Raw genomic sequence first — 14,139 nt, 5'->3', positions numbered from 1 at the left:
CGGTCACAGGGGCTGCGCGGGTGTCTCATAAGCGCTGTAATGGCGAACGTGGTCAGTGAGGGCGCTGCGGGACGCAGAACGGGAACGCCGCGTGCCGAAATCGCCCTCAAAGCGGTCACGGCCGATCCGGGCTCGCCCGAGCGGCTGCGGCGCGTCCTGGAGCAGGTGCTCGTCTTCGCCAGGGCCTCCTTCGCCGCCGTGTACACGCCGAGCCAGGACGGCGAGCTGCTGTGCCTGGCGGAGTCGGTCGGAGTGCCGCGGACCCTGTACGGCGTGCGTGACGGCTATCCCGCCTCCGGAAGGTCTCCGGTGGCCGACGTCCACCGCACCGGCAAGGCCGCCTGGCTCGGTCCCGACGAGCTCGCCGAGGCCGCCGAGTCGCGGCGCACCCCGGCGGGGGACTTCTGCCTCGCGGCCCTGCCCGCCCGCGGGGGCGGTGGCGGAGGCTGTCTGGTCGCGGTGAGTGAGCGCCCCGACGGCTTCGACGCCGACGACCGCGCATGCCTGGAACTCATCGCCGACGCGGTGGCCTACTCCGCTCCGGCCCGGCCCGCCGAGGGCGAGGAACTGCCCGCCAACGCCTTCACCCTGGCCATGGACACCGGACGCGTCGAGGTCGGCGTCGACATCCTGGAACTGTTCCGCATGGGCCGGGAGGACTTCGACGGCCGGGTCGAGACCCTGCTGGCGCTGACCGTGCCCGAGGACCTGCCCTCCCTGATGTCGGTCGTCGAGGCCGACCACATGTCCATCGGCGAGCGCGAGCTGGAGTTCCGGGTCCTCCAGCCCACCGGACCACCCAAGTGGCTCAGACTGCGCGGCCGGCTCCTGCCGGGCGGCGAGGGCCGGCCCGCCCGTCTGGTGGGCACCGTCGCCGACGCCTCCACGCTGCGTTCCGACGTCACCGACGTGGCCCGTGTCCAGCGCCTGGCCGCCGCCCTGGCCGCCGCCGGCACCGTCCGTGACGTCAGCCAGGCCGTGGTCGCCGCCCTGCGCAAGCCGCTCCAGGCCGACCGCATCGCGCTGGCCGAGCTGGAGGGCGACCGGCTCATCGTCACCGTCCTGGACCCGCCCGAGGCGGAGTCCTGGCCCGAGCTGTGGCGCCTGGAGTGGCGCACCGAGTGGCCCGACGCGCCGGTACGCGCCATGCCCACCCTCGCCGCGGCCCTGAGCGAGGGCCGCGCTCACATCTGGCCCGCGGGCACCGCCCTGGAACCCGCCCTCGCCGAGGTCGGCCCCGGCGGCCTCGCCGTGCTGCCGCTGCCCGGCGGGGGCCGCATGGTCGGTGCCTGTCTGATCGGCTGGGACACCCCGCACGACTTCGGCCCCGACGAACGCGCCCTGCTCACCGCCTCCGCCGGCCTCGCGGGCCAGGCGCTGATGCGGGCCCACGCCTTCGACGCCGAACACGAACTCGTCGGCATGCTCCAACGCCAGCTGCTGCCGCGCCGTCTGCCCAAGCTGCCCGGCGCGGTCGCCGTCGCCCGCTATCTGCCCAGCACCGCGGGGCTGGAGCTGGGCGGCGACTGGTACGACGTGATCCCGCTGCCCGACAACCACGTCGCCCTCGTCATCGGCGACGTCCAGGGCCACAGCGCGGCCGCCGCCACCCTGATGGGCCAGATGCGCACCGCCCTGCGCGCCTACGCCGTCGAGGGACACCCCCCGGACGTCGTCGTCTCCCATGCCAACCGGCTCCTCATGGACATGGAGACCGACCTCTTCGCCACCTGCTGCTATGTCGACGTCGACATGGAGGAGGGCTCCGCCTGGTACGTGCGCGCCGGACACCTGCCGCCGGTGCTGCGTCACCCGGACGGCGGTACCGAGATCGTCGAGGCCGAGGGCGGCCCGCCCCTGGGTGTGGTCATGCAGGCGGACTTCCCGATGACCCCGCTCAGACTCCAGCCCGGCACCCTGATCGCCCTGACCACCGACGGCCTCGTGGAGTCCGTCGACTCCGACATCGACGAGGGCATGGACCGCTTCGCCCACGGGCTGTCCGTCTCCGACCCCGCCCACCTGGGCCTCGTCGCCGACGCCCTGCTCGGCAACGCCCGCCGCAGCGACGACGTCGCCCTGCTCCTCATGCGCTACGACGGCATGGCCACCCGTCCGCAGCGCGAGAGCTGGACGGTGTGGCGCGTCCCCCAGGCCGTCGGGCACGCCCGCCGCTTCACCCGGCGCACCATGCGCACCTGGGGTGTGTCCGACGACGCCCTGGACACCGTGCTGCTCGTCGTGTCCGAACTCGTCACCAACGCCCTCGTGCACACCGACGGCCGGGTCCGTCTCGAACTCACCCTCGTCAACCACCGGCTGCGCGTCGCCGTCGCCGACTCCTCGCCGCGCACCCCCGCGAGGGCGACCCGCATCGGCTGGGAGGCCACCGGCGGGCGCGGCATCCTCCTCGTCGAGGCCATGTCGGACACCTGGGGGACGCTGCCGGTCAGCGGGGGCAAGCAGGTGTGGAGCGAGATCTCACTGGAGCGGTGAGTGCCGGGCAGCGCCGACGGGGTACCCGGTGCCCGACAACGCCGTGCACCCGTGCAGCAGAAGGAAGATGAACCGCCGTGACCGCACACATGCTGGAGAAACCCGTCGCCCGCCGGCCCGAGACCGGCTGGGCCAGGGCCCGCCGACTGCGAGGCCGGACCGTCGTGCGCACCTGGGTGCCGGCCGTCGTGGATTCGGACGGCACGTACGCCATGGGCCCGGTCGCGGAGGGCAACATCGTCAGGGGTGAGGACTGACGGCTGGGGTTGACCACTCGTACGAGTGCACCGGGAACTGATCGAACACATGGCGAGTTGATCGAAGACGCCCGTGTCACCACGGGATTTCGGCACGCGCAAGCCATAGAGCGAACGGTCCGTTACCGGCGAACCAGACTAAGGTGAACCAAATGAAGGCTCTTGTCCTGTCTGGTGGCGCCGGTACGCGATTGCGGCCGATCACCCACACATCGGCCAAGCAACTCGTGCCCGTGGCCAACAAACCCGTCCTCTTCTACGGCCTGGAGTCCATCGCGGCCGCCGGGATCACCGAAGTCGGGGTGATCGTCGGCGACACCGCCGCGGAGATCGAGGAAGCCGTCGGAGACGGCTCGAAGTTCGGCCTGGAGATCACCTACATCCCGCAGGACCGCCCGCTCGGGCTGGCCCACGCGGTACTGATCGCACGGGACTTCCTCGGCGACGACGACTTCGTGATGTACCTCGGCGACAACTTCATCGTCGGCGGCATCTCCGAACTCGTCGACGAGTTCCGTGTCAACCGGCCCGCCGCGCAGATCCTCCTCACCCATGTGCCCGACCCGCGCTCCTTCGGCGTCGCCGAGCTCGACTCCGAGGGCCAGGTGATCGGCCTGGAGGAGAAGCCCGAAACCCCCAAGAGCGACCTCGCCCTGGTCGGCGTCTACCTCTTCACGCCCGCGATCCACGAGGCGGTCCGCGCCATCGAGCCCTCCTGGCGGGGCGAGTTGGAGATCACCCACGCCATCCAGCACCTCATCGACCTCCACGCCGACGTCCACTCCACGGTCATCAAGGGCTACTGGAAGGACACCGGCAACGTCGTCGACATGCTGGAGGTGAACCGGACGGTCCTGGAGACCATCGAGCACCGCATCGACGGCGAGGTCGACGAACGGTCCGAGCTCGTCGGACGGGTGGTCGTCGAGGAGGGCGCGCGGGTCACCGGCTCCCGTGTCGTCGGACCCGTGATCATCGGCGCCGGTACGGTCGTCATCGACTCCTACGTGGGCCCCTTCACCTCCGTCTCCGAGAACTGCCGGATCCAGGACAGTGAGTTGGAGTTCTCGATCGTGTTGCGGGACTCCTCGATCCAGGGCGTCGGGCGTATAGAGTCCTCCCTCATCGGCCGTCATGTCGAGGTGACCCCGACGGTCGGTATGCCCACCGTCCACCGCCTCGTGCTCGGAGACCACAGCAAGGTGCAGATCCATTCATGAATCTCCTCGTCACCGGCGCCGCCGGCTTCATCGGCTCCCAGTACGTGCGCAGACTCCTCGCCTCGGAGACCCCCGACGCGCCGCGGATCACCGTGCTGGACAAGCTGACCTACGCGGGCACCCTGGACAACCTCGAACTCGACCACCCGCGGCTGGAGTTCGTCCAGGGCGACATCCGTGACGCCGAGCTGGTCGACAAGCTCATGGCCGACGCCGACCAGGTCGTGCACTTCGCGGCGGAGTCCCATGTGGACCGCTCGATCGCCGGGGCGACCGACTTCGTGATGACCAACGTGGTCGGCACCCAGACCCTGCTGGACGCGGCCCTGCGGCACGGCACCGGCCCGTTCGTGCACGTCTCCACCGACGAGGTCTACGGTTCCATCGAGCACGGCTCCTGGCCCGAGAGCCACCCGCTGCAGCCCAACTCGCCGTACTCGGCCTCCAAGGCCTCCTCCGACCTGCTCGCCCTGGCGTACCACCGCACCCACGGCATGGACGTCCGCGTCACCCGCTGCTCCAACAACTACGGCCACCACCAGTTCCCCGAGAAGGTCATCCCGCTCTTCATCACCAACCTCCTCGACGGCCTGAAGGTCCCCCTCTACGGCGACGGCCGCAACGTCCGGGACTGGCTGCACGTCGACGACCACTGCCAGGGCGTCGACCTGGTGCGCACCGGGGGCCGGGCCGGCGAGGTCTACAACATCGGCGGCGGCACCGAACTCAGCAACAAGGAACTGACCGGACTGCTCCTCGAAGCGAGCGGCGCCGACTGGGACATGGTCGAGTACGTCGAGGACCGCAAGGGCCACGACCTGCGCTACTCCGTCGACTGGACCAAGATCCACACCGAGCTCGGCTACCAGCCGCGCCACGACTTCGCCACCGGCCTCGCCGAGACCGTCGCCTGGTACCGGGAGAACCGTTCCTGGTGGGAGCCGCTGAAGCGGCGCGTCGCCCAGGAGCACGTATGAAGTGGCTGGTCACCGGGGCCGGCGGAATGCTCGGCCGGGACACGGTCGACGAACTGACGCGCCGCGGTGAGCAGGTGACGGCCCTGGACCGCGCCGGGCTCGACATCACCGACCCCGACGCCGTCGACGCCGTCCTCGCCGAGCAGCGCCCTGACCTCGTGGTCAACTGCGCCGCGTACACCGCCGTCGACGACGCCGAGACCGACGAGAAGCAGGCGCTGCTGATCAACGGCGACGGGCCGCGGAACCTCGCCCGCGCCTGCGCGGCCCGGGGAGCGCGCCTGGTCCACGTCTCCACCGACTACGTCTTCGACGGCGACGCCCGCAGCGCCCCGTACCCCGAGGACCACCCGACCGCTCCGCGCACCGCCTACGGCCGCACCAAACTGGCCGGGGAACAGGCCGTGCTGGAGGAGCTCCCCGAGTCCGGCGCCGTGCTGCGCACCGCCTGGCTCTACGGCGCCCACGGCCGCAACTTCGTCAGCACCATGATCGCGCTGGAGGCCTCCCGCGACACCGTCGACGTCGTCGACGACCAGCGCGGACAGCCCACGTGGAGCGCCGACGTGGCGACCCGCATCGCCGACCTCGGCCCCCGCATCGGCCAGGGCGCGAGCGGCGTCTTCCACGCCACCAGCTCCGGCGAGACCACCTGGTACGGACTGGCCCGTGAGGTGTTCCGGCACCTCGGTGCCGACCCCGGCCGGGTGCGGCCGGTGGGCAGTGCCGCCTACCCGAGGCCCGCACCCCGTCCCGCGTACAGCGCGCTGGGTCATGCGCGCTGGGAGCAGGCCGGCCTCACCCCCATCCGAGACTGGCGGGAGGCGCTGGCAGCGGCCTTTCCGTCCCTGGCGTGACCATCACAGAGGGAGAATCCGGAGCATGTCGATCAAGTCGGCCGTGAAGAAGGCCGTCAAACCCGTCGTCGGTGAGCGTGGCTGGGAGACGCTGCGCAAGGTCAAGCAGCGGACGGTCGGCCCCCAGCCGAAGCCCAAGCCGAAGGCCCTCACGGGTGTCGCCGCGATCTCCGACGACCTGTGCAAGCTGGCCGCGCACTTCAAGACCGACAAGTGGGGCGCCCACAAGTACGCGAAGCACTACCAGCGCTACCTCCAGCACCTGAAGAACAAGGAGTTCAACCTCCTGGAGATCGGCATCGGCGGCTACGCCCGGGCCGGTCAGGGCGGTGCGTCGCTGCGGATGTGGAAGGCCTTCTTCCCCAACGCGCAGATCCACGGCGTGGACATCCAGGACAAGTCGTTCGTCGACGAGGACCGGATCACGACGTACATCGGCGACCAGTCCGACCCCGACTCGCTGCTGTCCATCGCCGGGAAGATCGGCAAGCTCGACGTCATCATCGACGACGGCAGCCACCGCAGCCCGCATGTCATCACCACGTTCAAGACCCTGTTCCCGCTGCTCGCGGACGGCGGCATCTACGTGGTCGAGGACACCCAGAGCTCCTACTGGCCCGAGTGGATGGGCAGCGAGGACCTCGACTCCCCGGACACCAGCATGGGCCTGCTCAAGCGGCTGACGGACGGGCTGAACTACGAGGAGTTCGTGGACGAGGACTACAAGCCCACGTACACCGACCGCAACATCGTGGGCGTGCACTTCTTCCACAACCTCGTGATCATCGAGAAGGGCGTGAACGCGGAGGGCAGCAACAAGCGCCAGGCCCTCAAGGCCCGCTACGGCACCCCCGCCGCTCCCAAGGCGACGAAGACGTCGTAGGACGCAGGCCGTGCCCCCGGCATGGCAGCAGTGGACCCCGCCCTTCGATCCGAAGGGCGGGGTCCACTGCTGCCATGCTCGACGCAGCGCCGTCAGTCGCCGGGCCGCCCGGCGCGCAGCCGCTCGTAGTAGCCGGAGCACTCCTCGTACGACGGAAGCAGTCCGGACCGCTCCGCCTCGGCCAGCGACGGCGCCTGGTCGTCCTTCTCCGACAGCACCGGCGCGATCCCCTCGGGCCAGGCGATGGCCAGCTGCGGGTCGAGCGGGTGCACGCCGTGCTCACGCCCCGGCGCATATCCCGTCGAGCACAGGTACACCACGGTGGCGTCGTCGGTCAGTGCCATGAACGCGTGCCCGAGCCCCTCCGCGAGGAACACGGCGTGCCGCGTGTCGTCGTCGAGCCGCACCGCCTCCCAGCTGCCGAAGGTCGGTGAGCCGACGCGGATGTCCACCACCACGTCCAGGACGGCGCCGCGCACGCAGGTGACGTACTTGGCCTGACCGGGCGGCACGTCCGCGAAGTGCACTCCGCGCAGCACACCCCGCTTGGAGACCGAGCAGTTCGCCTGCGCCAGCGACAGGTCGTACCCGGTGGCCTCGCGGAACTCCTCGCCGCGGTACCACTCGTGGAAACTGCCCCGCTCGTCCGGGAAGACCTTGGGCTCCAGCACCCAGGCGCCCTCAATGCCCAGCGGTCGCACGCCGCTACCTCCTGCCGTTCTTGATCCGGGATGTCGCACCGCGCAGCACCCTGCCGAGCTTGCGGCGGACCCGGCGGGCCAGCCGCTCCAGGCCACCGGGGTTGGGCGCACGCACCGCGCGGACCGTCTCGCCGGTGACGCGCAGGGCGAACGGCAGGACGAGGAAACGCGGTTCGGCCGCCTCCGGGACGGGACTCAGCGCGACCCGCCAGGTGGAGGCCCTGAGTTCGGCGAGGGGCAGTTCGGCCTCCAGCACCGATCCCGAACCGTCCGCGGCGGGGGAGAGGGTGCCGGGCACGTCCACGATGCTCGCGGAGCCGAGCCGCAGCACGACCTTGCGCTCACCGGACACATGCAGCGGCAGCGGCACCTGGATGTGGTCGTCGGAGACGGTGACGGTCCCGGGCGTGGCACGGTCCAGGCCGAGCCGTTCGGGCGCGCGGTCCACGGCGAGGGCGAGGTTGCCGTGGGGGTGGGTCCAGTACGGCAGGACCGTACGGCCGCCCGCGAGGGCCGCCTGCGGTGCGGGCCGGTCGTGCGCCGGGGCGGGGCCCAAGCGGCACTCCTTGGTCCAGCCGCCGAGGCGGACGCGGACGAAGGCGTCCCACAGTCCGCCGGCCGGGGGCGCGCCGCCCGCCGCGGTGGCCGGGTCGACCGTGGCCGTCACCCGCAGCACCAGCCGCACCCGCTCGCCGTCGCCTTCCGGCACCGTCTCCCGGGTGACCTGCACCGACTGGAAATGCTGCGCGGAGCTGGCGCGCTCGCGCAGCAGCAGGTCGCCGGCCGCCGTGTCGAAACGCGCGACGGAGTCGGCGGACACCCACGCGATGGCCTCGGTGGCGTCCAGCGGCGGACCGCCCGTCGCCGGAACGCCCTGGGCCGGGAACACCATCGGCTCGCCGCCCGACGTGAACTCGGTGCGCAGAGCGACCCGCAGCGTGCCGTCCTGCCACTCGACGCCCTCCGGGACGGCCCTGAGGGCGATGCCGGCCTCCCACTCGGCGAAGGCGACGACATCGGCGTAGCGGTCCGCGGCGATCAGCTCGGCCACGACCCGTTGTGTCGGCGGGAGCCCGGCCGCGACGCCGGGACCGAAGCGCTCGACGACGGTGGAGTGGATCTCCGTGAACAGGGCGCGGCGGTAGTCCTCGGGCATCGCCAGCAGGCGCTTGCCGCGCATCCGCTCGACCATCTCGTTGCGCAGCCAGCGGCGGAAGAGACGGTCCCGCAGGTCTCCCGGCTTGGTGTACGTCTCGACGACGTCGAGGGCCTCGCGCAGGTTCTTGAAGTACCCCGCCGGTTCGAACTGCTGGAAACCGGCGTTGGAGGCGTCGTCGCGGCGCACGTGGTAGTAGCACACGTAGTCACTGAGCACGGAAACGTTGTCCGCGCGCAGATACGCCTCGGCGATGAAGACGTGGTCCTCGAGGCGCCGCCGGCCCTCGGGGAAGCGCAGTCCGATGTCGTCCAGGAAGGCCCGGCGGAACATCTTGTGCGGGGTGAGGCTGTCGATGAGCGGAGCGTTCTCGACCGACGCGCGCGGGTGGTTGCGTCGGAACAGCTCGACGGGGACGGGACGTCCCTTGCCGGCCATCTTCCCCACGATCACATCGGCGCCGTTGGCCACGCCGTAGTCGTACATCCGCTCGAGGGCCTCGTCGCCGAGGTAGTCGTCGTTGTCGACGAACATGACGTACTCGCCCCGGGACGCCTCGATCCCCACATTGCGGGGCTTGCCCGACCACCCGGAGTTCTCCTGGTGGATGACATGTACGCGGGTATCCTCGGCAGCGAGTTCATCGAGCCGGGCTGGTGTTCCGTCGGTGGAACCGTCGTCGACGAAGACCACTTCGAACTCGTCGGGAGGCAGTGACTGCCTCTTCAGAGATGCGATGCAGTCCTCGATGTAAACCCCGGGGTTGTACACGGGGACGACGACGCTGACCTTGACCGGCATGAGGCTCGGTCCCCCTTGGGTCGCTTGTCGTTTCTGTCATGGTGCGGTGCTTGTGGCCAGATGCTAACCCGACGACACCACGGTTCTCGCTTCGGCCACCGCCCGGATCGCATACCGATCAGGTGAACGTTGACGATCTCTCACCGATAGTCTGACCGCGTGCGTCTGCTCCTCATGTCCGACACGCATCTCCCGAAGCGGGCGAAGGTGCTGCCGAACCCGCTGCTGGCCGAACTCCCGCGCGCCGACGTCGTGTTGCACGCCGGGGACTGGGTCGACACCGCGACCCTCGATCTGCTGGAGCGCCTCAGCGGGCGTCTGGTCGGTGTGTACGGCAACAACGACGGACCGGGGCTGCGCGCCCGGCTGCCGGAGGTCGCGTACGCGGAACTCGGCGGTCTGCGCTGGGGAGTGGTCCACGAGACCGGTCCAGCCCAGGGCCGCGAGGCACGCTGTGCCGCGCGCTTCCCCGACCTCGACGTGCTCGTCTTCGGGCACAGCCACATCCCCTGGGACACCACCGCCCCCTCCGGCCTGCGCCTGCTCAACCCGGGCTCTCCGACGGACCGCCGCCGTCAGCCGCACTGCACCTACATGACGGCGACCGTCGACGACGGCCGGCTCATGGACGTACGACTGCACGAGCTGCCGCCGCGGGCGGCCTGAGGAGACAGGATCCGGGCCGCTCCGCGTTCGCGGAAGCGGCCCGGGCGCTGCGAGTGTGCGCTGTCACGGACCTCCTTCCGTCAGAGGTGCCCAAGAGGGAGTGCGCCCCTCTTCCGTCGCGCGGCGGCTACCCGTCGGCGCCGGCCCCAACCCCCTGATTCGTTGGACGCCGGTGGCGTCGCCCCGCTGAGGTGGACGGCGTGCCGATCGACGCCACGCTCGTACGCCGTCTGCCCACCACCCGGTTCCCGCAATGGGCCGACCTCCCCCTCGCCCCGCTTCAGCAGTCCGGCATGGACAACGCGACCTTCCGGCTCGGCCACGACCTGTCCGTACGCCCGCCCCGGTACCCCCACTGGGCGGGCCAGGCGCACCGCGAGCACCGCCGGCCGCCACGGCCGGCCCCGCGGTTGCCGGAGGGCCAGGCCTAGCGGCGCCGCCACCGCCGTAGCACCACTACCAGCGCGACGATCACGGCGGCCGCGGCGGCCGCGCGCTTGGCGACCGGCACCCCGGCCGTGCGGAACAGGTCCAGTGGTTCGTCCACCACCGGCGGCGGTGTCTCCTGCGGCTCGTCGCCCAGTTGCTCGGCGAGGTTCTGCGCGAACCGGCCGATGATCCGGTCGCCCACCTCCGCCATCACCCCGCGTCCGAACTGCGCCGGACGTCCGGTGACCGTCAGATCGGTGCGCACCGACACGGCCGTACCACCGTCCTGTCCCATGAGCGTGCCGGTGACGGTGGCGCGGGCGGTGCCCTGGCCGCGGGTCTCGCGGCCGCTCGCGATGAGGACGACGCGGTGGGCGTCCTCGTCCTGTTCCTCGAAGACGGCGGTGCCCTTGTACGTCACCGTGATCGGGCCGACCTTGACCTTCACCGAGCCGTTCACCGTCTTGCCGTCGTAGTCCTGCACGGTCGCCCCCGGCATGCACGGCGCGACGCGCTCGATGTCCAGGAGCGCCCGCCAGGCCTCGTCGACCGGGACGGGCACGGTGAATTCGTGGAGCAGTTCCATGACTTCCTCCGTCAATGGGGATGGATGGCTCCCGCGGTGGCGGTCAGAGGGGTTCCCGTGCCGCCCCACCTCAGTGCGACGATCTCGGCGGCGACGGACACGGCCACCTCCTCCGGTGTGCGGGCGCCGAGGTCGAGCCCGACCGGGGAGCGGAGGCGGGCCAGTTCACGGTCCGTGAGCCCGGCCTCGACCAGCCGCTTCATCCGGTCGTCGTGCGTACGGCGGCTGCCCATCGCCCCGATGTAGGCGGCGGGCCGGCGCAGCGCCTCCTCCAGGAGCGGGACGTCGAACTTGGGGTCGTGGGTGAGGACGCAGATCACCGTGCGCCCGTCGGTGTCCGTGTCCCGGAGGTAGCGGTGCGGCCAGTCCACGACCACTTCCACGCCCTGCGGGAAGCGTTTGGGGGTGGCGAAGACCGGGCGGGCGTCGCACACGGTGACCCGGTAGCCGAGGAAGTCACCGATACGGGCGACCGAGGCGGCGTAGTCGATCGCGCCGAAGACCAGCATGCGTGGGGGTGGCGCGAAGGAGTGCAGAAAGACGGTGACCGCGTCCTCGCGGCGCTCGCCGCGCGGGCCGTAATGGCGCAACCCCGTCGCTCCCAGGGCGAGTTCGCCGCGCGCGTCGGCGGTGACCGCCACGTTCAGACCGTCGGTGCCGAGGCTCCCCGTGACCCGGTCCGGCCACACCGCGAGGGTCGCCCCGCGCGGCGCCGGTCCGTCGGTCACCGTCGCCACGGTCACCGGGCGGCCCGCCGCCACCGACTCGGCGACCTCGCCGAAGGCCGGGTCGGTTGCCGGGGAGACGGGCCGCACCAGCAGGGTGATCTCGCCGCCGCAGGTCAGCCCCACCGCGAACGCGTCCTCGTCGCTGTACCCGAAGGTCTGCAACCGCGCCTCGCCGCTCGCCACCACCTCCTGCGCGAGCTCGAACACCGCCCCCTCCACACAGCCGCCGGACACACTGCCGACGACCTCGTCCCCGGGCCCCACGGCCATCGCCGCACCGGGGTCGCGCGGCGCGCTGCGGCTCACGGCGACGACGGTCGCCAGGCCGAACGGCACTCCCGCCGCGTACCAGGCGCTCAGCGCCGGGAGAATCTCACGCACGATCCGCTCCTCTCACCACCGCCGCCAGGCTCTCCAGCGCGGCCAGGCTGTGCCCGTCGACGAACGCGTCCACGCTCGGCAGTGCCGCCGCCATACCGGCCGCCAAGGGTGCGTACCCGGGGCGTGCCCTGCGCGGATTGGCCCAGATCACGCGGTGGGCCAGCCGCCGCAAGCGTCGCATCTGTGCCGCCAGCACCTCCGGATCGCCACGCTCCCAGCCGTCCGACAGCACCACCACGACCGCGCCGCGTGCCATCCCGCGCTGCCCCCAGCGGTTCAGGAACTCGCGCAGCAGCACTCCCAGCCGGGTACCCCCGCGCCAGTCGGGCACGGCGGCCGCGACCGCCCTCATCGCGAGGTCGGGGTCGCGGTGGGAGAGCTCGCGGGTCACCCGGGTCAGCCGGGTGCCGATGGTGAACACCTCGGTGCGCGGACCCCGGGCGGCCGCGTGCGCGAACCGCAGCAGCGCGTCGGCGTACGGCGCCATGGAGCCGCTGACGTCCACCAGCAGTACGACCCGCCGAGGCCGCTCGGTCCGCGCGTGCCGGCGCAGCCGCCCGGGCTCCCCGCCGCGGCGCAGCAGCTCTCGCACCGTCCGGTGCGGATCGACCTCCCCGCGCCGGGCCGGCCGCCGCCGCGCACTGCGCCGGGACGCGCCGTGCAGGGCGAACGCGGCCAGCAGGCGCCGCAGTTGCGCACGATCGGCGCCGGTCAGTTCCGCGACGTCGCGGTGGCGCAGGACCTCGGCGGAGCCGGCGAGGGAGGCGGTGGGCGGTCCTTCGCGCTCGCCCGAATCGGTCGTACGAGGTTCCCGGGCATCCCGCACGAGCAGACGCAGCCGGGACGGCGAAGGCGCGGACACCGCCTTCCGGTCCGTCTCACCGGTGCCGAAGTACGCGGCGAACACCCGCTCGTAGCGCTCCAGGTCGTCCCGGTCCCCGCACAGGGTCAGCCGCCCCGCCCAGTACACGTCCGCCCGCAGCGAGGGGTCCAACTCGTCCACCGCCCGCAGGAAGGCGTGCAGCCGGTCGGCGCTCGCGTCGACGCCCGCCGCGCGCAGTGCGCGGGCGAAGCCGAGGAGCGCGGCGTCCGCGGCGAGTACGTCCCCCATGCCCCTCACGCCCCCCGGGCGGAGAGCAGGGCCGTGAAGTCCAGCCTCCGCGCCCGCTCCGCGTCCTCCCGGTACTTCAGCACCGACCCCAGAGTCGTCACCGCCAGCTCCGCGTCCACCTCGCTCGCGCCCAGCGCGTCCAGGGCTTCGGCCCAGTCGATCGTCTCGGCCACGCCGGGCGGCTTGAGCAGGTCCTGCGCACGCAGGGCCTGCACCAGCGTGGTCACCTGTTCCGCCAGCCGCGCCGACACTCCGGGCAACCGCCGCCGCACGATGGCGAGTTCGCGGGCGAACCCGGGATGGTCGAACCAGTGGTAGAGGCAGCGCCGCTTCAGGGCGTCGTGCACCTCACGGGTGCGGTTGGAGGTCAGCACGACCACGGGCGGGGACGGGGCGCGCAAGGTGCCCAGCTCCGGAATGGTCACCGAGTACTCGGAGAGCAGCTCCAGCAGGAACGCCTCGAACTCGTCGTCGGCACGGTCGATCTCGTCGACCAGCAGGACCGACGGCTGTGTCTCCAGCGCGCGCAGCAGCGGCCGGGCGATCAGGAAGCGCCGGTCGTACAGCTCGCTCTCCAGCCGGTCGGCGTCGCTGACCCCGGCCGCCTCGGCGGCGCGCAGGTGCAGCAGCTGGCGGGGGAAGTCCCAGTCGTACAGGGCCTGTGAGGCCTCGATGCCCTCGTGGCACTGGAGCCGGATCAGCGGGGCGTCGAGTGCCTCGGCGAGGGCGGAGGCGAGCGCGGTCTTGCCGACGCCCGCGTCGCCCTCGCAGAAGATCGGCCGGGCCAGCCGGAGGGCCAGGAAACAGGCGACGGCCAGCCCGTGGTCGACGAGGTACCCCGTCTCCTCCAGGCGGGCCCGCACCTGTTCCGGGCCGTCGAACCCGGTGAT

At 71.8% G+C, this 14,139-nt stretch carries 14 protein-coding genes; 8 read left to right on the top strand and 6 right to left on the bottom strand.

The genetic code is table 11. From position 1 onward, the window contains the following. Positions 1-39: 39 nt before the first annotated feature. The 6 genes from ACIOHP_RS40725 to ACIOHP_RS40700 all read left to right on the top strand — a co-directional run bounded on the left by ACIOHP_RS40725 (position 40) and on the right by ACIOHP_RS40700 (position 6,690). Positions 40-2,496 (top strand): SpoIIE family protein phosphatase, encoded by a 2,457-nt coding sequence (locus tag ACIOHP_RS40725; RefSeq protein WP_401895385.1) that lies wholly within the window; start codon positions 40-42, stop codon positions 2,494-2,496. A 77-nt stretch (positions 2,497-2,573) separates the two neighbouring features. Further along, entirely contained in the window at positions 2,574-2,753 is a 180-nt protein-coding gene (locus ACIOHP_RS40720; protein WP_361550096.1) for a hypothetical protein, read from the top strand. 152 nt (positions 2,754-2,905) lie between these two features. Beyond that, positions 2,906-3,973 (top strand): glucose-1-phosphate thymidylyltransferase, encoded by a 1,068-nt coding sequence (locus tag ACIOHP_RS40715; protein WP_401895384.1) that lies wholly within the window; start codon positions 2,906-2,908, stop codon positions 3,971-3,973. Then, positions 3,970-4,950, top strand: coding sequence for a dTDP-glucose 4,6-dehydratase (gene rfbB / locus ACIOHP_RS40710; protein ID WP_401895381.1), 981 nt, complete (start codon positions 3,970-3,972; stop codon positions 4,948-4,950). The genes ACIOHP_RS40715 and rfbB overlap by 4 nt, the downstream gene beginning before the upstream one ends. Further along, entirely contained in the window at positions 4,947-5,807 is an 861-nt protein-coding gene (rfbD, locus tag ACIOHP_RS40705; protein ID WP_401895379.1) for a dTDP-4-dehydrorhamnose reductase, read from the top strand. The genes rfbB and rfbD overlap by 4 nt, the downstream gene beginning before the upstream one ends. 25 nt (positions 5,808-5,832) lie before the next feature. Then, positions 5,833-6,690 (top strand): hypothetical protein, encoded by an 858-nt coding sequence (locus tag ACIOHP_RS40700; RefSeq protein WP_401895376.1) that lies wholly within the window; start codon positions 5,833-5,835, stop codon positions 6,688-6,690. 92 nt (positions 6,691-6,782) lie between these two features. On the opposite strand, the gene rfbC is transcribed toward ACIOHP_RS40700, so the two are convergent. Continuing rightward, entirely contained in the window at positions 6,783-7,391 is a 609-nt protein-coding gene (gene rfbC, locus ACIOHP_RS40695) for a dTDP-4-dehydrorhamnose 3,5-epimerase (RefSeq protein ID WP_401895375.1), read from the bottom strand. Between the two features lie 4 nt (positions 7,392-7,395). Then, complete coding sequence (locus tag ACIOHP_RS40690; protein WP_401895372.1) at positions 7,396-9,348, bottom strand: glycosyltransferase family 2 protein; 1,953 nt, start codon at positions 9,346-9,348, stop codon at positions 7,396-7,398. A 159-nt stretch (positions 9,349-9,507) separates the two neighbouring features. Here ACIOHP_RS40690 and ACIOHP_RS40685 point away from each other — a divergent pair, with 159 nt between their 5' ends. Next, a complete protein-coding gene (locus tag ACIOHP_RS40685) occupies positions 9,508-10,014 on the top strand; it encodes a metallophosphoesterase family protein (RefSeq protein ID WP_401895369.1) in 507 nt (168 codons plus the stop codon). A 200-nt stretch (positions 10,015-10,214) separates the two neighbouring features. Beyond that, the gene (locus ACIOHP_RS40680) at positions 10,215-10,445 is read left to right on the top strand and encodes a hypothetical protein (RefSeq protein ID WP_401895366.1); all 231 of its coding nucleotides are present in this window, start codon (positions 10,215-10,217) and stop codon (positions 10,443-10,445) included. Here the strand turns inward: ACIOHP_RS40680 and ACIOHP_RS40675 are convergent. Genes ACIOHP_RS40675 through ACIOHP_RS40660 form a run of 4 tightly spaced genes read right to left on the bottom strand, consistent with a single transcriptional unit; the run spans position 10,442 to position 14,139 of the window. Further along, positions 10,442-11,029 (bottom strand): SRPBCC family protein, encoded by a 588-nt coding sequence (locus tag ACIOHP_RS40675; protein ID WP_401895364.1) that lies wholly within the window; start codon positions 11,027-11,029, stop codon positions 10,442-10,444. The two genes, ACIOHP_RS40680 and ACIOHP_RS40675, sit on opposite strands and share 4 nt — an antisense overlap. A gap of 11 nt (positions 11,030-11,040) precedes the next feature. Further along, positions 11,041-12,138, bottom strand: coding sequence for an XdhC family protein (locus ACIOHP_RS40670; RefSeq protein WP_401895362.1), 1,098 nt, complete (start codon positions 12,136-12,138; stop codon positions 11,041-11,043). Further along, a complete protein-coding gene (locus ACIOHP_RS40665; RefSeq protein ID WP_401895360.1) occupies positions 12,131-13,249 on the bottom strand; it encodes a VWA domain-containing protein in 1,119 nt (372 codons plus the stop codon). Before ACIOHP_RS40665 ends, ACIOHP_RS40670 begins: the two co-directional genes overlap by 8 nt. A gap of 5 nt (positions 13,250-13,254) precedes the next feature. Next, complete coding sequence (locus ACIOHP_RS40660) at positions 13,255-14,139, bottom strand: AAA family ATPase (protein WP_401895613.1); 885 nt, start codon at positions 14,137-14,139, stop codon at positions 13,255-13,257.

Origin of the sequence: Streptomyces sp. NPDC087859 (assembly GCF_044742595.1) — a bacterium.
GTDB classification, from domain to species: Bacteria; Actinomycetota; Actinomycetes; order Streptomycetales; family Streptomycetaceae; genus Streptomyces; species Streptomyces canus_F.
The sequence above is the reverse complement of the archived record's forward strand: the minus strand, read 5'-3'. Positions and strand labels throughout refer to the sequence as shown.